Below are 23,359 nucleotides of genomic sequence, written 5' to 3'. Positions count from 1 at the left end.
TAAACTGCGACCTCGCTCACAGTTGCCAAGATGAGGCCCCCGTGCTGCTCCGACGCACCCTGCTCTACCTTCGTGATTTTCTGGTCATCATCGCCTGCCTCCTCGCCGGCAAGGCCCTGGCCGCCCTGCTGCCCTTCGCCTTCCCCGGCAGCATCCTCGGCATGCTGCTGCTGTTCGTGCTGCTCTCCTTGCAGCTCATCCGCTTCTCCTGGGTCGAGCTGGGGGGCGGCCTGCTGCTGCGCCACATGGGCGTCCTGTTCGTGCCGGTGGCGGTCGGTCTCGTGGCCTGGCTCGAGCCCCTGCGCCAGTCGTTTGGCCTCATCATGCTCTGCGTGGTGCTCGGCATAGTGCTGATCCTGGCCGCCGTCGGCCACCTCTATCAGAGGATGAACCGATCATGATGCTCTGGTTCGCCCTGCCGCTCACGTCACCTCACCCTGTCATCACAAGGATGCAGCCATGATCTTCTGGTTGGCCATTCCCCTGACCCTGGCGCTCTATTTCATGACCCGGGCCCTCTACCGCCGCCTGCCCTGGCCCGTCATCAATCCGGTGCTGATCCCCACCGCCGTCATCATCGGCCTGCTGCTCTGGCTCGATCTGCCGCTGACGCAATATCAGGGCGGCGCCGCCCCCCTCACCGCCCTGCTGGAGCCCGCCGTGGTGACCCTGGCCCTGCCCCTCTACCAGCAGGCGCGCCAGATCCGGGACAAGCTCAAACCCATCCTCCTCTGCACCCTGACCTCTGTGCTCATCTCTGTCTGTACCACGCTAGGGATTGGCCACCTGATGGGGGCGGATCCGGCGCTGCTCGCCTCCATCGCCACCAAGTCCATCACCACCCCGCTCGCCATGAGCGTCAGCCTGTCCCTCGGCGGCATTCCCGCCATCGCCGCCGCCGTGGTGGTGGTGGTGGGGATCCTGGGGGCCCTGGTGGGCTACCCCCTGCTCCGCCTGATGCGGGTGACCGACCCCGAGGCCCAGGGGCTCGCCATGGGAGCCTGTGCCCACGCCATCGGCACCGCCGCCTCCGCCGAGCAGGGGATCACCCAGGGAGCCTTCTCGTCGCTCGCCATGGTGGTGTGCGGCGTGCTGACCGCGGCCATCGCCCCCCTGCTGTTCGCCCTCTACCACTGGCTGACCTGATCCCCGCTGCCATGGCCGCCCCTGTGGCCATGGCCTCTGTGCCCATTCACCATCTCCATACGATACCCTCATCCCCTGATGCCGGGAGCTGGCGCACAGATTGCGAAAGACAAACGTTTCCTTTACCATCCCCGGCCCTTTGCCCATCAAGGCGTGAGCGCGCTCACACATTTCGCCGCGCTTGCTCCCTACAATGGCCCCCCAATTGGCCTTTGAGGACACAGTATGCATCCCCGCTTTGCCAAGCCATTCGAGACCCTTTCCGCCCCGCTCCAGGCCAGCCTGCACCCCATGCTGGGGGACGATTTCCAGGCCCGTTTCACCCCCAGTCAGGTGGCGACCCTGAAAGCCGCCACCGGGCTGGATGACAGGGCCCTGCGCCTGGCCCTGCTGCCGCTGGCGGCCGCCTGCTCGGTGGCGCCCATCTCCAGGTTCTTTGTCGGTGCCATCGCCTGCGGCCTGAGCGGTACCTGGTATTTTGGCGCCAACATGGAGTTCGCGGGCCAAGGGCTGTTCCACTCGGTGCACGCCGAGCAGTCCGCCATCTCCAACGCCTGGCTCGGCGGCGAGACCGGGATCTCGGAGATCACCGTCAACTACACCCCTTGCGGCCACTGCCGCCAGTTCATGAACGAACTGAGCACCGCCAAGATCCTCAAGGTCTCCCTGCCGGACGATCTCAGCGAGCTGCAATCCTTCCTGCCCCACTCCTTCGGCCCCGCCGATCTCGAGATCACCGACGCCCTGATGAGCCCCCAGGCCCACGACGAGCTGGTGCTTGAGAGCGACGATCCCCTGTGGCAGGCCGCACTGGCCGCCGCCCGTCAGAGCTATGCCCCCTACAGCCAGGGCTATGCCGCGGTGGCGCTGCAGTTCGAGGACGGGCGCATCTTCTGTGGCCGCTATGCCGAGAATGCCGCCTTCAACCCCAGCCTGCCGCCGATGCAGATGGCCTGCGCCCACGCGGTGCTGAATGGCGAGGATCTCGCCACCGTCCGCCGCGCCGTGCTGCTGGAGAGCAAGGATGGCCAGATCAGCCAGCGGGATTCGGCCCAGTCCACCCTCAAGGCCTTGGGCGCCGTCCAGCTGGAGTACCTGGCGGTCTGATCCCGCGCCGGAACGAATCAGGGGAGCCATTGGCTCCCCTGTTTGTATGTGTCTTCCAGATACCGCTCTCTCTCCCCTGTCAGGACTCCCACAGGATGCGCTGACTGCCGGACCAGCGCTCGCCGATGTCCGCGTACTTCTGCTCCAGCAGGTGGCGGCGGATCTTCATGGTGGGGGTCAGCACCCCGTTCTCGATGTTCCAGGGGGTCTTGACCACCAGGATGCCGCGCAGGCGGGCATGGGACTCCAGCTTGTCGTTGACCCGATCGAGGGCGGCCTCCAGCTCGGCGTCCACCCCGGCCCTGTCGGCCTTCATGGCGCTCTCCGCCAGTTGCACCAGGGCGACCGGCTGCGGCATGCCGTAGCCGATGACGCACAGCTGCTCGATGATAGGCTCCTGCCCCAGCATCCCCTCGATGGGCACCGGGGCCACGTACTTGCCCTTGGCGGTCTTGAAGACGTCCTTCATGCGGCCGGTGATGGTGAGGTAGCCCTCCCTGTCCAGCTTGCCCATGTCGCCGGTGTGGAGCCAGCCGTCGTCATCGATGGCCTCGCGGCTGTGCTCGGGATCCTTGTAGTAGCCCACCATCATGCCGTCGCAGCGACAGAGGATCTCCCCTTCCTCGGAGATCCTGATGGTCACCCCGGGCCCTGCCTTGCCGACGGTGCCTATCTTGTCCGCCCGGAAGGGGTAGTTGAGGGTGGAGTAGGCGTGGTTTTCGGTCATGCCCCAGGCCTCGGTGATATTGAGGCCGATGCTGTGATACCACTCGAGCAGGGCCGGCGCCACCGGCGCCGAGCCGCAGCCCAGCACCCGCGCCTGATCCAGCCCCAGCCCCTTTTGCAGCTTGCCTTTCACCAGGCCGGAAATGAACGGGATCTTGAGCAGCAGCGCGAGCTTCTTCTGGGGCAGCTTCTCGTGGATCTTGATGCGGAACATGGCCCAGAGCCGCGGCACCGAGATGAAGACGGTGGGACGGCAGCGCTTGACGTCCTCGATGAAGGTGTCGAGGGACTCGGGGAAGGCGATGGTGGCACCGCTGAACAGGCTGCCGCCGTAGATGTAGACCCGCTCCGTGATGTGGGCGAGCGGCAGATAGGAGAACCCGCGATCCTCCGCGGTGAGGGAGACCGCCTCCACCAGCTTCTCGCAGGACCAGGCGTAACGCTCCACGCTCAGCATGGCCCCCTTGGGCTTGCCGGTGCTGCCGGAGGTGTAGACCAGGCTCAGCAGGGCATCCGGCGCCTGCACCGGGCTATCCGGAATGGGGTCGTATTGCGCCAGCAGATCGTCCCACTGGTGGGCCGCCGGCATGGTGTCATAGGGGAAGGCGATGCGCAGCAGGTCGCCGGGCACCCCCGCCTCCTGGCTCTTCCAGTCGTCCAGCTTGCCGACGAAGATCGCCCTGGCCTCGCTGTGGCGCAGCACGTATTCGATGGTGTCGACGTTGGCGGTGGGGTAGATGGGTACGCTCACGTAGCCCCCCATCTGCATCGCCAGATCGGCGATGAACCACTGGGCACAGTTCTTGGAGAGCAGGGCCACCTTGTCCCCCGGGGCCAGCCCCAGGGCACGCAGTGCCGTCACCATGCGTCGCGCCTCGTCGGCGACCTCACCCCAGGTGAAGTCGACGTACTCGCGGTGGATGGTCTGGCGAAGGTAGATCCGGTCGGGACACTGCCGCTCCCAGTGATAGAGCATCTCGAGCGGCAGTTTGTTGGCAATGCGTGCGGAGGAGGCCATGGTTTAATCCCTGAAACAAAAGGCGAGCCTCATTATTAACCTTTTGATAACACTCAGGGAAGCAGATTACTTAAACTTGTGTTTGAACTGCGAATGGGATCAAGCTTCCGCCTGCTGTTGCAGACGCTTCCACATCTCCTGCACCAGCACCTCGTCCTGCTCGGAGAGCTCCCCCTGCAGGATGGCCTCGTTCAGGCTGCGCAGCACATAGCTCTTGACGTCCCGCACCAGCGTCTTGCCCTCCAGCTCGGCACGGGCCACCGCGAGGGAGATATGACCCCGCAGATAGCCGCCCGCAAACAGCTCGTCTTCGCTGGCCGTGGCGACCATGGCGTCGATCAGTCCCAACAACTTGTGTTCAAAATCGTGAATCGTCATTTAACGCAGCCTCATTTCCGGGGTTGCCGGCAAAAATTCGGGGGAGTGAAACCGCGATCCGGTTGATCGCGGCTCTCTGGCGCCAGGCCAGCCGCATCCTTGATGTCCTATTCCGGGTTGGCCACCGGGTAGATGACCTGATCCTTGTATCCCGTGGTTATGCGCAGATAACCACTCAACGACCGGTTCAGTGCCGGGTCATCGGTATCCACCACCAGCGGACGGCCATCGAGGGCCGCCAGCTTGGTCTTGGTCGCGAGCACCTGGATATGGTCTCGCCCGACGGCCCGGATCACGTCTGGACTCAATTGCTGATTTCCGCGCCCGAACAGATGTCCCTGACCGCCGATCAGGGTGATGATCAGACGGCAGCGACGGCCGCGGATCCGGGTCAGGATATCCGCGGCGGACAGATCCTGCCCGATAAGCCGGCCATTTTCCACCAGATCCACACCGAGCAATGTATTTTCGAGACCCAGCTCCGCCATGCAGGCGGCCACCGTGCTCCCCGACCCCATCAGGTAGAGGGTATCGGGTTCCATCTGCTCCACCACGCCGGCGGCGAGATCGGCGAGCACCAGCTCCTCGGACTCCTTTCCGCCCTGCTTGGTCGCCTGCACGTAGCGCAGATCCCCGGGCACCAGCAGCTGGCCGTAGTGGCGGGCACGCACCTTGCCCGCCCGGAACGCCTCCTCGTCGATGTCCATCACCTCGGCATCCACCAGGCTCAGCAGCTCGCCGGCGATCATCCGTGCCACCACCCGGCCGCTCGCCGCCGGCGTCACCCCGTAGACCCCGGAGTGGATCTTGCACCCCGCCGGGATGCCGAGCACATGGCAGGACTCTCCCACGGCGGCGCAGATGTCCCTGGCGGTGCCATCGCCACCGGCGAAGAGCAGCAGATCCACACCGGCCTCGCGCAGGGCCAGGGCGGCGGCCCGGGTGTCCTCGGCGCTCGTCTGGGCCCCGGCGGGCTGGTAAACGATGCGATGGGGCAGGTTCAGCTCGGCGGCGAGCCCGGCCCCCATCTCCCCGGCCACCGTCAGCAGCTCGAATGGCGTGGTCAGTTCGCACAGAGGGGCCAGGGCCTGGCGGGCCCGCTCCCGGGCCTTGGGGACGGCGCCCCGCGCCAGCGCCTCGGCGACCATGCCGTCGCTGCCCTTGAGACCGACGGCCCCGCCGATACCGGCGATGGGGTTGATGATGAGCCCTAATCGAAACATGTTTCCCTCCTGTTGGATCGCCGCCATTTTTATCTTTTCCCGCCACTGGGACAAGCCATAACCCCCTGCTAGAATGCGCGACTTCACCCCTCAACCAAAGTTCAACCAAGGTTCAATCATGCTGGAATGGATTGCTGACCCCTCCGCCTGGGTCGCGCTCGCCACCCTGACCCTGCTCGAGATCGTGCTGGGCATCGACAACATCATCTTCATCTCCATCCTGGTGGGTCGCCTGCCGGAGGCACAGCGCCAGAAGGCGCGGATCCTGGGGCTGGGGCTCGCCATGGGCACCCGCATCCTGCTGCTGCTCTCCCTGGCCTGGGTGATGCGCCTCACCGAGCCGCTGTTCAGCGTGCTGAATGAAGCCATCTCCGGTCGGGATCTGATCCTGCTGGTGGGGGGCCTGTTCCTCATCGCCAAGAGTACCCACGAGATCCACCAGAGCCTGGAAGGGGCCGCCGAAGAGGCGGGGGTGGTGAGCAAGACCGCCGGCTTCCTGTCGACCCTGGTGCAGATCGCCATCCTCGACATCATCTTCAGCCTGGACTCCGTCATCACCGCGGTCGGCATGGCGGATCACGTGCCTGTCATGGTGCTGGCCATCGTCATCGCCGTCGGCGTCATGATGTTTGCCGCCAAGGCCATCGGCGACTTCGTCGACACCCACCCCACCATCAAGATGCTGGCCCTCGCCTTCCTCATCCTGGTCGGGGTCGCCCTGATGGCCGAGGGGCTGGATCTGCACATTCCGAAGGGTTACATCTACTTCGCCATGGCCTTCTCGCTGGTGGTGGAGATGATCAACATCCGCCTGCGCGGCCATCAGGAGCGGGCCAAGTAAGCCCCCTCTTCAAGAGCCAACAAAAAGCGCGACCCGAGGTCGCGCTTTTTTATTGTCTGTTCATCGCCGTGGGCGGGCAGGCCTGCCCGTCGGCTCAGAGGGCGTTGCGGGTAGCCACGGCATCCGCCAGGTTGCGCAGCAGCACCTCGGTATCGGCCCAGCCGATGCAGGCGTCCGTGATGCTCTGGCCGAAGGTGAGCTCGCACCCTTCCACCAGATCCTGGCGACCCTCCACCAGGTGGCTCTCCACCATGACGCCGAACACCGCCTTGCTGCCGGCACGCAGCTGACCGGCCACGTCCTCGGCCACCAGCATCTGGTTCTTGAACTGCTTGCTGCTGTTGGCGTGGCTGAAGTCGATCATCACCTTCTGGGGCAGACCGGCCTTCTCCAGCCCCTTCACCACCTCGCCCACGTGGGCGGCACTGTAGTTCGGCTCGCGGCCACCGCGCAGTATGATGTGGCAATCCGGGTTGCCCCGAGTCGAGACGATGGCGGAGTGGCCGTATTTGGTCACCGACAGGAAGTGGTGCGGGGCGCTGGCGGCGCCGATGGCGTCGATGGCCACCTTGATGGTGCCATCTGTGCCGTTCTTGAAGCCCACCGGGCAGGAGAGACCTGAGGCCAGCTCGCGGTGCACCTGGGACTCGGTGGTGCGGGCGCCGATGGCCCCCCAGCTCATCAGATCCGCCACGTATTGCGGGGTGATCATGTCGAGGAATTCGGAGGCGGTCGGCAGCCCCATGTCGTTGAGATCCAGCAAGAGCTTGCGCCCCAGGCGCAGGCCGTCGTTGATCTGGCAGCTGTTGTCGAGGTAGGGGTCGTTGATGAGCCCCTTCCAGCCCACAGTAGTGCGCGGCTTCTCGAAGTAGACCCGCATCACTATCTCCAGCTGATCTTTCAGCTCGTCGCGCAGCACCTTGAGGCGCTTGCCGTACTCCAGGGCGGCAACCGGATCGTGGATGGAGCAGGGGCCGATCACCACCAGCAGGCGCTGATCCTCACCGGCCAGGATGTTGTGGATGGCCTGACGGGATTCAAACACGGTATTTGATGCGGTCTCGGTCGCCGGAAACTTCTCAAGCACCGCAACCGGGGGCAATAACTCTTTGATTTCACTGATACGAACGTCGTCGGTTTGATGCTGCATGACCAAGTTTCCTGCTAGATGACTGCGATGAAGAGATCTCAATCTAGCCCTGTGCCGGGTCGGTGTAAATAGAAAATTACATTCCCTGATAAAGAATTTTATTACGTAACCTTGCAAGTTTTATCAATGCTGCTAAAGGCGGGGGGCTGGCGGGGAGCAGAAACGAAAAGGCCCGCACCAAGGCGGGCCCGACGGGCTTAAACGGCCTGACTGACGCTGGCCAGCTTGTCGAAGTAATCCGGGAAGGTCTTGGAGGTACAACCCGGATCGTTGATGGTGACCGGGGTGTCCGACAGGGCCACCAGGGAGAAGCACATGGCGATGCGGTGATCGTTGTAGGTGTCGATGGCCGCGTGCTTGAGCTGCTCTGGCGGGGTGACGGTGATGAAGTCGTGCCCCTCCTCCACCTCCACGCCCAGCTTGCGCAGTTCGGTGGCCATGGCGTGCAGGCGGTCCGTCTCCTTCACACGCCAGTTGTAGATGTTGCGGATGGTGGTGGTGCCCTTGGCGAACAGCGCCGTGGTGGCGATGGTCATGGCCGCATCCGGGATGTGGTTCATGTCCATGTCGATGCCGTGCAGCTCGCCCTGCTCGGCCTCGATGAAGTCGTCGCCCCAGGTGATGCGGGCGCCCATCTTCTCCAGCACGTCGGCGAAGTGGATGTCCCCCTGGATGCTGTGCTTGCCGATGCCGGTGACCCGCACCTTGCCCTTGATGGCCCCCGCCGCGAGGAAGTAGGAGGCGCTGGAGGCATCCCCTTCCACCAGGAAGTCACCCGGGCTGACATAGCTCTGGTTGCCCTTGATGTAGAACACCTTGTAGTCGTCGTGCTCGATGACCACCCCGAACTGCTTCATGATGTGCAGGGTGATGTCGATGTAGGGCTTGGAGACCAGCTCCCCCTTGATGTGGATGCGGGTGTCGCCGGCCGCCATGGGGGCCGCCATCAAAAACGCCGTCAGGAACTGGCTGGATACGGAGCCGTCGACGTGGACGTCGCCGCCCCAGAGCCCCTTGGCATCCACCACCAGGGGCGGATAGCCGTCTTTCTTCAGGTACTGGATGTGGGCGCCCGCTTCGCGCAGGGCATCCACCAGATGACCGATGGGGCGCTCTTCCATGCGTGGCTCGCCGCCCAGGGTGTATTCGCCGGAGCCCAGACACAACGCGGCGCACAGCGGACGCATGGCGGTGCCGGCGTTGCCGAGGAACAGATTGACCGGCTCCTTCACGGCGAAACTGCGACCCAGACCGTGCACGGTGCACTCCGTCTTGTCGGCGGAGAGCTTGTACTTCACGCCAAGCTGGGTCAGCGCCGCCAGCATGTGGCGGATGTCGTCGCTGTCGAGCAGGTTGGTGAGCCGGGTGGTGCCACGGGCCAGGGCTGCCAGCAGCAGGGCCCGGTTGGACACGCTCTTGGAGCCGGGCAGATTGACCACACCGGCCACGCTAGAAATGGGTTCCAAACGCAACGAATTCATAGACTTCCTGTACGATCTCAAGTAAATCACCTGACCGGACGTTAGCAGCCCGCGCCCCGCGCGGCAAGACCGGCGGCGGCACAAAACCGGGACGAGAACGCCGGCGGTCAGGATCTTCTGGAAAAACAGACGCCGGGCATTCCCGGCGTCAATGCTATCGGGGAAACACGCCTCAGCCGTGGCGCTTGGCGAAGTCATCCATAAAGCTCACCAGGGCCTTGACCCCTTCCAGCGGCATGGCGTTGTACAGGCTGGCACGCATGCCACCGACGATGCGGTGCCCCTTGAGCGCCAGCAGGCCGGCGGCCTCAGATTCGGCCAGGAAGAGTCCGTCCAGGGCCTCGTTCTTGAGCTGGAACGGCACGTTCATGCGGGAGCGGCAGGCCGCATCCACCTTGTTGCCATAGAAGCTGGACTGATCCAGGTAGCCGTAGAGGAAGTCGGCCTTCTCCTTGTTGCGCACCTCCATCGCTTCAAGCCCACCCTGCCCCTTGAGCCACTCGAACACCAGGCCGGCCAGATACCAGGCGTAGGTGGGCGGCGTGTTGAACATGGAGTCGTGCTTGGCGGTGAGCCGGTAGTCGAAGACAGAGGGCACGTCGGCGCGGGCCTGGTTCAGCAGGTCGTCCCGCACGATGGCGATGGCCAGCCCCGAGGGGCCGATGTTCTTCTGGGCGCCGGCATAGAGGATGCCGAAGCGGCTCACGTCGAGGGGACGGGAGAGAATGGTGGAGGAGAGATCCGCCACCAGGGGCACATCGCCGGTGGCCGGGATGTCGAACATCTCGATGCCGTCGATGGTTTCGTTCGGGCAGTAGTGCACATAGGCGGCATCGGTGCGAAACGCCGGGGTCGGCAGCAGGTGGGACACCCCCTGCTCGTTCTTGGCCACCCCCTGGAAGGTCTGGATGTCGCCATATTTCTGGGCTTCATCCACGGCGCTCTGGGCCCAGACGCCGGTCACCAGGTAATCTGCCTTCCTGTTGGCGCCCCCCAGCAGGTTCATAGGCACGGCGGAGAACTGGCCCCGGCCGCCGCCGTGCATGAAGAGCACCTTGTAGTTGTCCGGCACGGACAGCAGGTCGCGCAGGTCCGCCTCGGCCTTCTCGGCGACCGCCATATAGGGCTTGCCACGGTGGGACAGCTCCATGACCGAGGCTCCCAGCCCCTGGAAATTACAAAATTCGCGCTGGGCGCGCTCCATGACTTCAACCGGCAGCATGGCGGGGCCGGCGCAGAAGTTGTAAATCTGTTTGCTCATGACGCTTTCCGTGAGTGGATGAGAGTGATCGATGACTCGAACGTTTTTACACGACAGGCCCCCGTGGGGGCAAAGGCTTTTTGGGATCCGGCGCAAGCTTTTGCCCCCGCGCCACCGGGCACCGACCAGAAAAAAGCCCTGAACGAGTCAGGGCTTGCAGAGAACATGCGTGGATATGGGAGCAAGCGCGCACCATTGACGCCTCCCGCCCCGCGTCGACAGATTTACAGCTTGGCGGTGAGCTCCGGCAGCAGGGTGAAGAGATCCCCCACCAGGCCGTAGTCCGCCACCTGGAAGATGGGGGCCTCGGCATCCTTGTTGATGGCGACGATCACCTTGGACTCCTTCATCCCCGCCAGATGCTGGATGGCGCCCGAGATGCCCACCGCGATATAGAGCTCGGGGGCCACCACCTTGCCGGTCTGTCCCACCTGCAGGTCGTTGGAGACATAACCTGCATCCACCGCCGCCCGCGACGCCCCGACCGCGGCCCCCAGCTTGTCCGCCAGGGCGTCGATAAGGGCAAACTGCTCCTTGGAACCGAGCGCCCGCCCGCCGGAGACCACCACCCGGGCCGCCCCGAGCTCGGGCCGTGCCGAGCGCACCGCACGCCGCTCGATGAGGCGGGTACGGCAGCACATCTCGGTCACCGGCAGACGCTCTATCACGGCGTGACCGCCGCCGGGTCCGGCCTTGGCGAAGGCGGTGGGCCGCACGGTGAGCACCTTGACGGGGGCACTGCTCGCCACCCGGGCGATGGCGTTGCCCGCATAGATGGGGCGCAGGAAGGTATCGGGCCCCTCGATGCCGATCACCTCGGCGATCATCTCGACGCCGAGCCGCGCCGCCACCCGCGGCAGCAGATCCTTGCCCTGGCTGCTGGCCGCCATCAGGCAGTGCTGATAGTCCTTCACCACGCTGGCCAGCAGCTTGTCGACCCCGTCGTTCAACTCCTCAGCCAGCATGGGGTGCTCGGCCAGCAGCACCCGGCTCACCCCCGTGAGGGCGGCGGCCTGCTCGCCCGCCTCCGTCAGCCCCTGCCCCAGCAGCAGGAGGTGCACCTCGCCCCCCAGCAGGCCCGCCGCCGTGACCAGCTGGGCCAGGTTGTCGACGATCCGCCCCTGATGATGTTCCGCAATCACAAGTACGCTCATGGCAGCACCTTAATGTCATCCATTGATCTCTCGCTCCCCGGGGCCCTTGCCCCACGCACGGCGCCCTGGCCTGCGGGAGGCATTCCTACCCCGCCCATCAGAGCACCCCGGCTTCGTGCTTGAGCTTGTCCAGCAGCTCGTCCACCGAGCCCACCTTGATGCCGGCACGGCGCACCGGCGGCGCCATCACCCCGAGCTGCCGGGTCTGGCCGGCCGGTACCACCCCGAGGGCGGCAAACGGCTGGCTCTCCAGCGGCTTGCGCTTCGCCTTCATGATGTTGGGGAGCGAGGCAAAACGCGGCTCGTTGAGGCGCAAGTCCACGGTCACCACGGCGGGCAGCGCCATGCCGAGGGTCTCGAGGCCGCCGTCTATCTCGCGGGTCACCTGCAATTCCCCCTCCACCAGCCTGATGGCAGAAGCGAAGGTGGCGAGTGGCCAGTCATTGAGGGCGGCGAGCATCTGCCCCACCTGATTGTTGTCAGAATCGATGGACTGCTTGCCGAGCAGCACCAGACTGGGCTGCTCCTGCCCGCACACCTTTTGCAGCGCCCTGGCCACGGTGAGCGGAGTCAGGATTTCGTCGGTCACATAGTGCAGCGCCCGATCCGCCCCCAGGGCCAGGGCGTGGCGCAGCTGTTCGGCCGCGGCCTCGGGGCCCAAGGTCACCACCACCAGCTCGCTCGCCACCCCGGCTTCCCGCAGCCTGACCCCCTCCTCCACCGCGATTTCACAAAACGGGTTCATACCCATCTTCACATTGGCGAGCTCCACATCGGAGCCATCGCCCTTGACCCGGATCCTGACGTTGTAATCAACGACCCGTTTGACTGCGACCAGCAGCTTCATGGCGGTCATCCCTCGTGCCTGTTGTGTGGGTCCACCTTGTCGTCACTCACTTTTCTGCTGACAAAGTGGTTTACGTTTACGTAAACTACCAGCACTACCCTAGGCCAAGTCGAGTGCAGAGGCAAGATGGAACGCGAAGCAATGGAATTTGATGTCGTCATCGTCGGTGGCGGCCCGGCAGGCCTGAGTGCCGCCATCGCACTGAAGCAGCAGGCCCCGGCCCTCTCGGTCTGCCTGCTGGAGAAGGGGGCCGAGATCGGCGCCCATCTGATCTCCGGCGCCCTGTTCGACCCCGTCGCCCTCAAGGAGCTGCTGCCGGATACGTGGCAACAGGCTCCGCTCGGAGTCGAGGTCAACGACGATCAGGTGCACCTGCTGCAAAGCGACAGCCGCGCCCTGCAACTGCCCCACTGGGCGGTGCCGCCGCGCATGCACAACGACGGCAGCCACATCATCAGCCTCGGCAACCTCTGCCGCTGGCTCGGCAAACAGGCCGAGGCCCTGGGGGTGGAGATCTACCCGGGCTTCGCCGCGAGCGAGCTCATTCTGGAGGCGGGAAGGGTGAGAGGCGTGATCACCGGTGATCTCGGGCTGGATCGGGAGGGCAACCCCAAGGGGGATCACGTGCCCGGCATGGCGCTATATGGCCGCTACACCCTGTTCGCCGAGGGGGCCCGCGGCCACCTCGGCAAGCAGTTGATCGACGCGTTCAACCTGGAGAGCAGGATCCAGCCGCAACATTACGCCATCGGCTTCAAGGAGTTGTGGCAGGTGCCGGCGAGCCAGTCCCACCCTGGCCGGGTGCTGCACGGCAGCGGCTGGCCGCTCGGCGAGGGGAAGGGCAGCAAGAGCCAGGGGGGCTTTTATCTCTATCATCTGGCCCAGGATCAGGTGGCGGTCGGTCTCATCGTCGATCTCAACTACCAGAATCCCTGGCTCAGCCCCTTCGACGAGTTCCAGCGCCTCAAGCACCACCCGCTCATCGCGCAGACCCTGCAGGGGGGCGAGCGCATCAGCTACGGTGCCCGCGCCATCGCCAAGGGGGGCTGGCACTCCTTGCCGCGCATGCACTTCCCCGGCGGCCTGCTCATCGGCTGCGACGCCGGCACCCTGGATTTCTCCCGCATCAAGGGGATCCACACCGCCATGAAGTCCGGCATGTTGGCGGCCAGCACGGTCGCCATGGCCCTGCGCGGGGGCGATGAAGGGGGGCGGGATCTGGCCGAGTATCAGGACGCGCTGCAACAGAGCTGGCTGGCTAGGGAGCTGATCGCAGCCCGCAACTTCGGCGCCGCCCTACACCGCTTCGGCCCCTGGCTGGGCGGCGCCTTCAACTGGCTGGAGCAGCGCCTCTTTGCTCGCAATTCCCCCTTCACCCTGAAGGATCGGGAGCCGGACTACCGCCAGTTGCGCCTGGCGAGCCGCTGCCAGCCCATCGACTATCCCAAGCCGGACGGGCGGCTCAGCTTCGACAAGCTCTCTTCCGTTTATCTCTCCAACACCAGCCACGACGAGGATCAACCCTGTCACCTGAGGCTCCAGGACGCGCGCATTCCGGTCGAGGTCAACCTGCCCACCTGGGCCGAACCCGCCCAGCGCTACTGCCCGGCCGGCGTCTTCGAGATCCTGGATGAAGAGACCCGGCCAAGGCTGCAGATAAACGCAGCCAACTGTATCCACTGCAAGACTTGCGACATCAAGGACCCCAGTCAGAACATCGTCTGGACCCCGCCTCAGGGGGGCTCGGGGCCCAACTATCCCAATATGTGAGGAGACCCGCTATATCCAGGATGCTCGGTGCCAGAATACAGTCCCGGCCCGCCCCAGGGGGCTCGGGGCCCCACTATCCCGATATGCGAGGAAGCCGGCGGCCTTGAGGATCCACCGCCTGCGGCCCCTTTGCGGCTGGGACGCCCCACAACCCACAAGAAGACGGCTCCACCTCCCCCATGGGGGGATAGGAAAGGGCGGCGCCAGGATCCCCGCTTTCGCGGCCGGATCCGCTGCTCCGACCTCGCCGATTTTTTGAGCAAACAGGCTGAACCCCCGATGAATAGGCCCTGACAAGCGGGGCCCGCCCCTGTATAGTTCGCCGCATTCAGGTTGTCCATCGGCCTCGTTATGCTATTTCATGGGATCGCTTTCCGTGCGATCTAAGGCCGCATGAACCTGTGCAACCATCCCTGATTACCCATGACTTCTTAAGGGGGGACAGATGATCACCGCCTACATTCTCAACAACAAGGTGCTGGACATAGTCACGCTCGGGCCGGACGACATCGTCCCCGACAACACCGTCTGGCTGGATGCCTACAAGCCGGATACAGCGGAGCGAGAATGGTTGACGGGCCTGTTCCTGGAGGAGGTCCCCGACAAGGAGGAGCTGGATGACATCGAGGCGTCCGCCCGCTTCTACTGGGACACCGACGGTCTGCACATCCACTCCCTGTTTCCCCAGCGCATCGGCCGCGACACCAAGGGGGTGCACGTCTCCTTCACCCTGCGCAACAACCTGCTGATCAGCATCCGCGAGGATGACATCGGCCTGGTGCGCCTGCTGCGCCACTACATGCGCCAGGACAGGCTGGAGGTCGAAGACGCCCTGGACATCCTGCTGGAGGTGCAGAACCTCAAGGTGGAATATCTCTCCGATCTCATCGAGGATGGGTACAAGACCCTGGAAAACACCGCCGATCAGATCTTCGAGCCGGACCAGATCAACCCCATGCTCAAGGAGCTGATGGCCCAGGAAGAGGCCAACGGCCAGATCCGCCTCTCCCTGCACGATACCCGCCGCGCCCTGCGTTTCCTCAAGCGCAGCCTGCGCCAGCGCATGACGGGGGAGCAGAACAAGTGGATCGACGAGATGCTGCACGACGTGGAGTCCCTGCTGCCCCACACCCAGTTCCTGTTCGACAAGATCAACTTCCAGCTGGAGGCCTCCATGGGGGTGACCAACCTGGAGCAGAACAAGGTGATCAAGATCTTCTCGGTGGCCGCGGTGATCTTCCTGCCGCCGACCCTGATCGCCAGCATCTACGGCATGAACTTCGGCCGCATGCCGGAGCTCGCCTGGGAATATGGCTACGCGATGTCCCTGGTGCTGATGGTGATGTCGTCCCTCGGCACCGGCCTCTTCTTCAAGCGCAAGGGCTGGCTGTAACGGCCATCCGGGCACCGGACAAGAGAGACGTGGATTGGGGGGCAGGGCCCCCCGATTAATTCCCCCGCCTTGCAAAGGGCAGCCCCCCGCCCCATATCCCCTGCATCAATAGTTCAACCCCGGAACGGGCCTTATGACCCTCTACCCCGAACACCGCTACGACGATCACGGCCAGTTGCGCCCGCCGCTCTGGTTCTGGCCCATCGCCCTGCTGCTGACCCGCTCGGTCTGGCTGTTTCTGATGGCCGGCGTCACCCGGGAGAGCGGCAGCGCCATCCTGACCCTCTTCTACCCGGACAGGATCACCCTCTACCTCAGCCTGCTCACCGACCTGCCCGCCATGCTGGCGCTGCTCGCCTGCGGCGGCACCTATCGCCAGACCCGAAGCCCGCGCGCCTGGCTCAGGCGCCACAGCCGCGCCCTGTTGCTCTGCTCCACCGCGAGCGGCCTGGTAATGCAGTTGCACAGCCTCAACCTGCAGCAGTGGTCGTTCAGCTGGCCCACCGCCCTGGTGCTGATCGCCAGCCTCTGGGCACTCTGGTATCTGCTAAGGAGCCGCCAGTTGCGGGATTACGCCGTGGATCAGCCTCATTGACGGGTGACCCGGATCTGCAGGGTCTGGCGCTCGCTGCCGCTGGCCGTGTTTATGCCTGATGGGTTGGCGATCGCGGCCCCCTGGCTTCCCTGGGTGGTGGAAAGCTCTCCCACCGTCAGCCACTCACCCGGCGCGCCGCTCACCTCGGTGGCACTCTGGCCTGTCTTGACATCCCCTCTCTCCAGGCGAGCCTGCTCGCTGCTGAGCGCCACCTGCACCCTCTCCCCTATCAGGGTCGCGGTGGCGTAGAGGCCGTTCACCAGCGGCATCATGGCCACCACCCTCCCCCCCTGCCACCGGTAGAAGGTGACCGGCTGATAGGAGCCCATCTGCAGCAGCACGGGCCGCCCGGAGAGGCCGCGTACCTGCCAGTTGTCCTGCTGGGTGCGCTGGTAATCCTGGGCCCCGCCCTCCACCAGCCACTCTCGTCTGGCATTGTCATTGCCAACACCCACTCCCAGTTGCCGGCTGCTCGAGGCGCCATCCACCCGCCACTCGATCAGCAGGCTCTGGGGGGGCAGGTTGAGCTGGGCCAGGGTTGCCTCGGCCTCCTGCAACCGGGCCGCGCTGCCGCTCAACACCAGCTGGTTGCCCATGGCGCTCACCCCGAGATCCGGGTAGATCTCCTTGAGGGTCTGCACCATGGCCTGCGCCTCAAACACCGGGATCACCTTGACCTCGGCCCGCAGGGGCTGGGCCCAGAGCCAGCAGCACCCGAGCACCCCATATAACCACACTCTCATCATCGCCTTCCCCTCGCATCCATCACTCCTGCCATCATGGGCCATGGCGCCCCGATTGCAATGAACGTGCTCGTCCAGACTCCCGCCGGATGGCAGGAGCCTCCTTCACAAAGACTCATTAAAAGACCACTCAATACAAATAAAAATGGTTATCATTTGTTGTCACACCAAAAACCCTCGGATACAATTCGGACTCATTTTTTCGAGTCAGCCTCTGATGAAGCCAGAACCCGTCGTCTCCACCCCTGCAGCCATCCATCTGGCCCTGCTCATCAACATGCTCTCCATGGGCAGCATGATGATGGTGATGCCCCTTGGGCCGGATCTGGTGACGAGTCTCGGCATGGCGCCGGAGCAGACCGGTGACTTCAGCGGCGGCGCCACCCTGGCCGCCGCCCTGATGGGGCTCCTGGCCGCCCCCTGGCTGGATCGGGTCAATCGCAAACCCGCCCTGATCCTGTTGCTGACGCTGCGCTTCCTGCTGCTGATGGCCTGCGCCCTGGCCGAGGATAGCCAGACCCTGCTGCTGCTCTTTATCCTGTCCGGCTGCGTGGCGGGCCCGCTCTCCGCCATCCTGATGGCGGCGGTGCTGGATCTGGTGCCCCCAAGCGATCGCGGACGCCGTCTCGCCTACGTGGGCATGGCGTTCTCCCTGGCCGCTATCCTGATCGTGCCCGTCGCCCTGGTGCTGGCCCAGTGGCTCGGCTGGCAGAGCCCCTTCCTGCTGTTTGGCGCCAGCGGCCTGTTGCTGGCCCTGCTGTGCGCCCGGCTGCTGCCGTCCCTGCCGGTCAACCGGGCCCCGGCAGGCCAGGGCGTGCGCCAGTTGCTGGGGTCGCCGCTCTGCCAGGGGGCCCTGTGCATTCTCTGTTTGCAGATGTTCGGCCACTTCCTGCTGATCCCGCACTTCGCGAACTACTTCCAGTTCAACCTGGGTTTCCCGCGCGAGCAGATCGCGACCCTCTACCTGTGCGGCGGCCTCGCCAGCATGGCCACCATGCGCCTGTGCGGCGGCTGGATTGACCGCGGCCGCGCCCAGGGGGCCATCCTCATCACCAGCCTGCTGCTGGCCCTGGTCACCCTGCTGGGCTTCGCCCTGCCGGCAGGCCTGCCCGTCTATCTGCTGTTTACCCTCTTCATGGCGCTGAGCTCCGCCCGCGCCAGCACCACCCTCGCGGTCACGGCGGCCATTCCGGCCCCCCATCAGCGCGCCGCCTTCGTGTCTTTCCAGGGCACGGTCACCAATGTGGCGGCCGGGCTCGGCAGCCTGCTCTCCGCCAGATACCTGGTCTCCGACGAACGGGGCGCCCTGCACGACTTCGCCACCCTGGCCTGGATCAACATCGCCTGCGGCCTCCTGGCCTGCGCCGGCGTCTGGCTCCTCATCCGGAGCCTGAAGAGCACAAGAGATAACAATAATCCTGCCTCTGGTACTGCCAGACAAGGAAGTCAGTGAGCACCGGATCAGAAGAATCCGGACCCCATAACCCTGGTTTTATTCATGGAGTTTTTGACAATGCAGTTGCAGCACGGCCCGTTTAAATTGAACCCCATCCTGCTCTCCCTCGGCCTTATCGCTCTGCCGGGCCTGGCCCAGGCCGAGTCCGTCAAGGCCAACGAGACTGTGGTGGTCACCGCCACCCAGACCAAGCACACCGAGCTGACCGCCCCGGCCAGCGTCTCAGTGGTGACCCGTGCCGATCTGGACAAGATGAACGTCAACAACATCGGCGATGCCCTCAAGCACGTGCCCGGCGTCAACATCATCGCCACCAACCCCACCGGCCGCAACGAGATCAAGATCCGTGGCATGGGGGGTGACTACACCCTGCTGCTGATCAACGGCAAGCGGGTCAACGCCCGCGAGACCCTGGGCAGCGCCTACGGCAACGACTTCGACCTGAGCTCCATCCCCATGGCCGCCATCGAGCGCATCGAGGTGATCCGTGGCCCCGTCTCCTCCCTGTACGGAGCAGATGCCCTGGGGGGCGTGGTCAACGTGATCCTGCGCCAGGCCAAGGAGAAGACCGAGGCCGCCGTGGGTTACACCCACAGCATGCCCACCAAGGGGGAAGGCGGCGATGCCAACCAGGGCAGCGCCTTCGTCTCCGGCGCCCTCATCGACGACAAGCTGCTGGGCAGCGTGGTGGTGGAAGGGTATCAGCGCGACAACTGGAAGAGCGATCAGTCCAACAACCCGGACGCCGACGCGCTGGAGAAGCGCGAGGTGGTCAACGTGCTGACCAGCCTGAAGTGGCTGGTGGCGGACAACCAGGACATCGACTTCGATCTGGGTTACAACCAGAACGACATGGACAGCTACTTCAACAACGTGCCGCGCGCCCCGACCGCACCGGCCACCCCGCACAACGTGCAGAAGCTCGATCGCCTGAGCCTGGGGCTGACCCACAACGGCCGTTGGGAGCACTTCGACAGCCGGGCTCGTTACTACTTCGAGCAGACCGATCTGATGGACGACTCCCAGCTCAATGGCGGTGCCGCCGACATCACCCAGACCAACAACACGGTGGACGGTCAGGTCAGCGGCTACCTCGGGGATCACCTGCTCACCTCGGGCGCCGAGCTGCGCAAGACCGAGCTGGAGCACAGCCGCAACATCGCCAATGGCAGCGTGGATGCGACCCAGAGCGCCGTCTACCTGCAGGACGAGTTCGGCTTCGGCGATCTGGCGCTGACCCTCTCCGGTCGTCTGGATCACCACGAGACCTATGGCTCCGAGTTCAGCCCCCGTGCCTATGCCCTCTACACCCTGACCGACGAGTGGGTGATCAAGGGTGGCGCCGGCAAGGCGTTCAAGGCACCGACCCTGGCCCAGTCCAGCGAAGGCTTCTCCACCACCGCCTGCCGCGGCGCCTGCCAGGTGATCGGCAACCCGGATCTGAAGCCGGAAACCGCCGTCAGCTATGAACTGGGCACCGCTTACGAGGCCGCGCGCTTCGGCGCCGGGGTGACCGGCTTCCACAACGAGATCGAGGATCTGATCCAGAGCGATCAGTGGGGCCCGGGCTACCGTCCGACCGTGATGACCTACCTCAACGTCAAGGAGGCCCGCATCAAGGGTCTGGAGCTGACCGGCTGGGTCGACGTGCTGGACAACGTCAAGCTGACCGGCAACTTCACCCTGCTGGACTCAGTGGACAGGAGCACGGGGGACGATCTGGCCAAGACCCCGGATCACACCGGCAACCTCGGCCTGGACTGGCAGGCGAGCGAGCTCGTCAGCGCCAACCTGGCCTGGCAGTATGTCGGCAGCCAGGTGATCAAGGTGCCGGCCCGCAACGCCCAGGCGTTCACCTCCAAGCACTACCAGACCCTGGACGTCAACACCAACTGGACCGTCACCCCGGCCCTGGACTTCAAGCTCGGCATCACCAACCTCACCAACACCAAGCGTGACCAGGTGGCCACCGACGCCGACTTCATCCTTGAAGGACGTACCGTCTACGCCGGGGTCGATTACAAGCTGTAAGCCATCCTGTATGCGGGAGCCCCGGTCGCGGGGCTCCCTTTTTGCGTTTCTGCCTCCCCGAATTCAAGGAGTCATTGAGTGCTCAGATACCAAGCTCGGCTGTTCTGGCTCGGCGTGCTGCTCCTCTTCCTGCTGATTTGTCTGTCACTGGCCACCGGGGCCGGTGTCTATGGTGGCCGCGAGGTCGCCGGATTTCTGCTGGGCGATCCCGCCCTCATGGCCGATGAAAAGCTCGCCATGATAGTCCACACCCTGCGATTGCCCCGCACCCTGTGTGCCCTGGTGGTGGGCGTCTGTCTTGCGCTGGCGGCCTCCATGCTGCAAAGCGCCACCCGCAATCCGCTGGCCGAACCCGGCCTGCTCGGAGTCAACGCCGGCGCCGTGTTTGCCCTGGTGATCGGCCTCACCTATTTTGGCGTCGAATCCGCCTACGGTTACCTGCTCTGGTCCGGCATGGGGGCCCTGCTCGGCAACCTCATCGTGCTCGGCCTCGGTCTGATGGTGGGGCGCTCCAACCCCCTCAAGCTCATCCTGGTGGGGGTCGCCCTCTCCGCCACCTTCGGCGGCCTCTCCAACTTCCTGCTGCTCTCCAACCGGGTGGTGCTTGAGCAGTTCCGCTTCTGGAATCTGGGGTCGCTGGCCGCCTCAGATCTCGATGCGGTGCTCACCGTGATGCCCTTTGCCCTGCTCGGCCTGCTGCTGACCCTGGCGCTCTGCCGCCCCCTCACCCTGATGCAGATGGGCGATCACCAGTCCAGGGCCCTCGGCATCCGCCCCACCCGGGTGCGGATCGGCGTGCTCTTGGCCGCCACCCTGTTCACCGCCTGCGCCATCGCCATCGCCGGTCCCATCGGCTTCGTCGGCTTCCTCGCCGCCTACTGCGCCCGCCTGGTGGAGCCGGTACGCCTCGCCATCCAGGTGCGCTTCTCCGCCCTGTTCGGGGTGCTCTTTCTGCTCGGTGCCGATGTGCTGGCGCGCTGGCTGATCCAGCCCTACGAGCTGCCCAACGGCGTCATTCTGGCGCTCATCGGGGCGCCCGTACTCATCCTGGTGGTGCGCAGCGGCGGCTTCCGTTCCCTGCTGGCCGTCAAATAAGGTGCCACGCCCATGAAGAACCCTCTCTCACTCCCGAGCGGCACCCTCTGCCTGCGCCTCGGCCACCGCACCCTGCTGCTGCACCGCCGCGCCTGGCTTATCACCCTCGCGCTGATCGTCGCACTGGTGCTGCTCTCCCTGCTGGCCCTCACCCTGGGCTCCGGCAAGATCACCATGATGGGGGTGATCCAGACCCTGCTCGGGGAGGGAAGCCGACTCGATCAGGTGACCGTCTTCAAGATCCGCCTGCCGCGCCTGTTGGCGGTGCTGGTGGCCGGCGCCGCCATGGGACTCTCGGGCTGCCTGGTGCAGACCCTGGTGCGAAACCGCCTCGCCACCCCGGACATGATCGGGGTCAACGAGGGGGCATCCCTTGCCATCATCATCTTCTCCCTCTATCTGACCCTGGGCAGCTGGCCCTGGTGGGCCGCCCCCTTCGGCGCCCTGTTTGCCGCCGCCGTGCTCTATGCCCTGTGCAACAAGCCGGGGGAACAGGGCTACCTGTTCGTGGTGATCGGCATCGGGGTCTCGGAGCTGATGAACGCCCTCGGCCAGTTCGTCATGTCCACCCAGTCCCTGGTGCACCTCACCAGCCTCTATCTGTGGAACATGGGCAACTTCGTCGGTCAGGGCTATGGCACCCTGCTGCCGGTGAGCCTGCTGCTCCTGCTCATCTGCCCCTGGACCGTCTGTCTCTCCCGCTCCCTCGGCGTGCTGCGCCTGGGACCGGTGACGGCCAGCACCCTGGGGGTCAACGTGAACCGGGTCCAGCTCGGGGTGCTGGCCCAGGCCATCATAGTCGCAGCCCTTGGCACCGCCATCGGCGGCCCCGTGGTCTTCATCGCCATGGCGGCCCCCATCCTCGCCTCCTGGCTCAGCCGGGATCGCATCGTGCCGCTCTGGATTGCCGCCCTGTGCGGCGCCCTGATGCTGCTCGCCAGCGACACCCTGGTGCGGGTGCTGGCCAGCCCCCACGAGGTGGCCACCGGCATCATGACCCGCATTCTCGGCGGCCTGCTGCTGCTCTTCATCCTGCTCAAAGATCGCCAGAAGGCCGACTGACCATGGCATTCATCCATTTCCAACACAGACCGAGGGCCGCCCGATGACGCTCACCGTGAACCGACTCCAGTTCGGCTACCCGCAAAAGACCATCTTCAAGGAGATCTCCTTCTCCCTCCCCCGGGGCAAGCTGGTGGGGATCGTCGGCCCCAACGGGGGTGGTAAGTCCACCCTGCTCAAACTGCTGGCGGGCCAGGAGCAGCCCCGTTCCGGGGAGATCCTGCTCAAGGAGAAACCTCTCGGGGCCTATGGCGCCAAGGCCCTGGCCCGGGAGCTCGCCTATCTGCCCCAGCGCCCCCTGGTCCCCCCCGGTATCCTGGTGGAGCAACTGGTGCAATACGGCCGCCATCCCCATCAGGGCTGGTTCAATCAGTGGAGCGAGGAAGATGCCCGCATGGTGGGCTGGGCCCGGGAGCGGATGCAGCTGGACGGCATCTGGCACCAGAGCGCCAGCTCGCTCTCCGGCGGTCAGGCCCAGCGGGTCTGGCTCGCCATGGTGCTGGCCCAGGATGCGGACATCATCTTGCTGGACGAGCCCACCAGCGCGCTGGACATCGGCCACCAGACCGAGGTGATGGAGGCCATCCACCGGGTCGCCGCCGAGGGCAAGACGGTGCTTATCGTCATCCACGATCTCGCCACCGCCGCCCGCTACTGCGACGAGCTGATCGCCCTGGGGGATGGCGCCATCCAGGCCATGGGCCCGGCCCGGGAGGTGGTGACCAAGCCCCTTATCGACCGCCTCTACCAGACCGACGTGGACATACTGCACGCCCCCGGCGATGGCGCCCCTGTCATAGTGCCGCGCCGGCGCACCGAAGCCACGGCGGACCAGCAGCGCGCCTGACACCAACAATAAAAAACCGCCCATCGGCGGTTTTT

21 protein-coding genes are annotated in these 23,359 nt (G+C 65.1%); 12 read left to right on the top strand and 9 right to left on the bottom strand.

Going from position 1 to position 23,359, the window contains the following annotated elements; all coding sequences use genetic code 11:
• Positions 1 to 41: 41 nt before the first annotated feature.
• From I6L39_RS14910 to cdd, 3 genes are all read left to right on the top strand, one after another.
• Positions 42 to 401: a CidA/LrgA family protein gene (locus I6L39_RS14910; protein ID WP_042075385.1), complete on the top strand. Its 360-nt coding sequence runs from the start codon at positions 42 to 44 to the stop codon at positions 399 to 401.
• Positions 402 to 459: 58 nt separating this feature from the next.
• Positions 460 to 1,146, top strand: coding sequence for an LrgB family protein (locus I6L39_RS14905; protein ID WP_216990088.1), 687 nt, complete (start codon positions 460 to 462; stop codon positions 1,144 to 1,146).
• A gap of 225 nt (positions 1,147 to 1,371) precedes the next feature.
• Positions 1,372 to 2,253 (top strand): cytidine deaminase, encoded by an 882-nt coding sequence (gene cdd, locus I6L39_RS14900; protein WP_216990087.1) that lies wholly within the window; start codon positions 1,372 to 1,374, stop codon positions 2,251 to 2,253.
• Between the two features lie 79 nt (positions 2,254 to 2,332).
• On the opposite strand, the gene I6L39_RS14895 is transcribed toward cdd, so the two are convergent.
• The 3 genes from I6L39_RS14895 to I6L39_RS14885 form a co-directional block, all read right to left on the bottom strand.
• Complete coding sequence (locus tag I6L39_RS14895; protein ID WP_216990086.1) at positions 2,333 to 3,997, bottom strand: AMP-binding protein; 1,665 nt, start codon at positions 3,995 to 3,997, stop codon at positions 2,333 to 2,335.
• A gap of 99 nt (positions 3,998 to 4,096) precedes the next feature.
• Positions 4,097 to 4,375 carry a YfcL family protein gene (locus tag I6L39_RS14890; protein ID WP_005332956.1) on the bottom strand — a complete coding sequence of 93 codons (279 nt, stop codon included), beginning with the start codon at positions 4,373 to 4,375 and terminating at the stop codon, positions 4,097 to 4,099.
• A gap of 107 nt (positions 4,376 to 4,482) precedes the next feature.
• Positions 4,483 to 5,598: an ATP-NAD kinase family protein gene (locus tag I6L39_RS14885; RefSeq protein WP_216990085.1), complete on the bottom strand. Its 1,116-nt coding sequence runs from the start codon at positions 5,596 to 5,598 to the stop codon at positions 4,483 to 4,485.
• A gap of 73 nt (positions 5,599 to 5,671) precedes the next feature.
• Here I6L39_RS14885 and I6L39_RS14880 point away from each other — a divergent pair, with 73 nt between their 5' ends.
• A complete protein-coding gene (locus I6L39_RS14880) occupies positions 5,672 to 6,439 on the top strand; it encodes a TerC family protein (protein ID WP_042075372.1) in 768 nt (255 codons plus the stop codon).
• A 94-nt stretch (positions 6,440 to 6,533) separates the two neighbouring features.
• Here the strand turns inward: I6L39_RS14880 and aroG are convergent, their stop codons facing one another.
• The 5 genes from aroG to I6L39_RS14855 all read right to left on the bottom strand — a co-directional run bounded on the left by aroG (position 6,534) and on the right by I6L39_RS14855 (position 12,332).
• Positions 6,534 to 7,589 (bottom strand): 3-deoxy-7-phosphoheptulonate synthase AroG, encoded by a 1,056-nt coding sequence (gene aroG / locus I6L39_RS14875; protein ID WP_209791949.1) that lies wholly within the window; start codon positions 7,587 to 7,589, stop codon positions 6,534 to 6,536.
• Positions 7,590 to 7,786: 197 nt separating this feature from the next.
• Positions 7,787 to 9,070: a 3-phosphoshikimate 1-carboxyvinyltransferase gene (gene aroA / locus I6L39_RS14870; RefSeq protein ID WP_209791947.1), complete on the bottom strand. Its 1,284-nt coding sequence runs from the start codon at positions 9,068 to 9,070 to the stop codon at positions 7,787 to 7,789.
• 172 nt (positions 9,071 to 9,242) lie between these two features.
• Positions 9,243 to 10,331, bottom strand: coding sequence for a 3-phosphoserine/phosphohydroxythreonine transaminase (serC, locus tag I6L39_RS14865; RefSeq protein ID WP_216990084.1), 1,089 nt, complete (start codon positions 10,329 to 10,331; stop codon positions 9,243 to 9,245).
• 224 nt (positions 10,332 to 10,555) lie between these two features.
• Entirely contained in the window at positions 10,556 to 11,485 is a 930-nt protein-coding gene (locus I6L39_RS14860) for an electron transfer flavoprotein subunit alpha/FixB family protein (protein WP_216990083.1), read from the bottom strand.
• A gap of 97 nt (positions 11,486 to 11,582) precedes the next feature.
• The gene (locus I6L39_RS14855) at positions 11,583 to 12,332 is read right to left on the bottom strand and encodes an electron transfer flavoprotein subunit beta/FixA family protein (protein ID WP_216990082.1); all 750 of its coding nucleotides are present in this window, start codon (positions 12,330 to 12,332) and stop codon (positions 11,583 to 11,585) included.
• Positions 12,333 to 12,458: 126 nt separating this feature from the next.
• Here I6L39_RS14855 and I6L39_RS14850 point away from each other — a divergent pair, with 126 nt between their 5' ends.
• The 3 genes from I6L39_RS14850 (at position 12,459) to I6L39_RS14840 (ending at position 16,090) form a co-directional block, all read left to right on the top strand.
• Complete coding sequence (locus I6L39_RS14850) at positions 12,459 to 14,102, top strand: electron transfer flavoprotein-ubiquinone oxidoreductase (RefSeq protein ID WP_042075360.1); 1,644 nt, start codon at positions 12,459 to 12,461, stop codon at positions 14,100 to 14,102.
• A gap of 445 nt (positions 14,103 to 14,547) precedes the next feature.
• Positions 14,548 to 15,495, top strand: coding sequence for a magnesium/cobalt transporter CorA (gene corA, locus I6L39_RS14845; RefSeq protein ID WP_209791942.1), 948 nt, complete (start codon positions 14,548 to 14,550; stop codon positions 15,493 to 15,495).
• A 133-nt stretch (positions 15,496 to 15,628) separates the two neighbouring features.
• Positions 15,629 to 16,090: a DUF2919 domain-containing protein gene (locus I6L39_RS14840; RefSeq protein ID WP_209791939.1), complete on the top strand. Its 462-nt coding sequence runs from the start codon at positions 15,629 to 15,631 to the stop codon at positions 16,088 to 16,090.
• Here the strand turns inward: I6L39_RS14840 and I6L39_RS14835 are convergent.
• On the bottom strand, positions 16,084 to 16,833 hold the full coding sequence (locus tag I6L39_RS14835; protein WP_254203659.1) for a hypothetical protein: 750 nt from the start codon (positions 16,831 to 16,833) through the stop codon (positions 16,084 to 16,086). The genes I6L39_RS14840 and I6L39_RS14835 overlap by 7 nt on opposite strands.
• Before the next feature lie 217 nt (positions 16,834 to 17,050).
• On the opposite strand from I6L39_RS14835, the gene I6L39_RS14830 reads away from it, so the two are divergent.
• The 5 genes from I6L39_RS14830 to I6L39_RS14810 all read left to right on the top strand — a co-directional run bounded on the left by I6L39_RS14830 (position 17,051) and on the right by I6L39_RS14810 (position 23,324).
• Complete coding sequence (locus I6L39_RS14830; RefSeq protein WP_209791935.1) at positions 17,051 to 18,286, top strand: MFS transporter; 1,236 nt, start codon at positions 17,051 to 17,053, stop codon at positions 18,284 to 18,286.
• Positions 18,287 to 18,346: 60 nt separating this feature from the next.
• A complete protein-coding gene (locus tag I6L39_RS14825) occupies positions 18,347 to 20,320 on the top strand; it encodes a TonB-dependent receptor (protein WP_209793093.1) in 1,974 nt (657 codons plus the stop codon).
• Positions 20,321 to 20,398: 78 nt separating this feature from the next.
• Entirely contained in the window at positions 20,399 to 21,415 is a 1,017-nt protein-coding gene (locus I6L39_RS14820) for an iron ABC transporter permease (RefSeq protein WP_209791933.1), read from the top strand.
• Positions 21,416 to 21,427: 12 nt separating this feature from the next.
• Complete coding sequence (locus I6L39_RS14815) at positions 21,428 to 22,477, top strand: amonabactin ABC transporter permease subunit 1 (RefSeq protein WP_216990080.1); 1,050 nt, start codon at positions 21,428 to 21,430, stop codon at positions 22,475 to 22,477.
• 43 nt (positions 22,478 to 22,520) lie between these two features.
• Positions 22,521 to 23,324 carry an amonabactin ABC transporter ATP-binding protein gene (locus I6L39_RS14810; RefSeq protein WP_216990079.1) on the top strand — a complete coding sequence of 268 codons (804 nt, stop codon included), beginning with the start codon at positions 22,521 to 22,523 and terminating at the stop codon, positions 23,322 to 23,324.
• Positions 23,325 to 23,359 lie beyond the last annotated feature (35 nt).

The organism is Aeromonas sp. FDAARGOS 1409 (assembly GCF_019048705.1).
Lineage (GTDB): Bacteria > Pseudomonadota > Gammaproteobacteria > Enterobacterales > Aeromonadaceae > Aeromonas > Aeromonas sanarellii.
The sequence above is the reverse complement of the archived record's forward strand: the minus strand, read 5'-3'. Positions and strand labels throughout refer to the sequence as shown.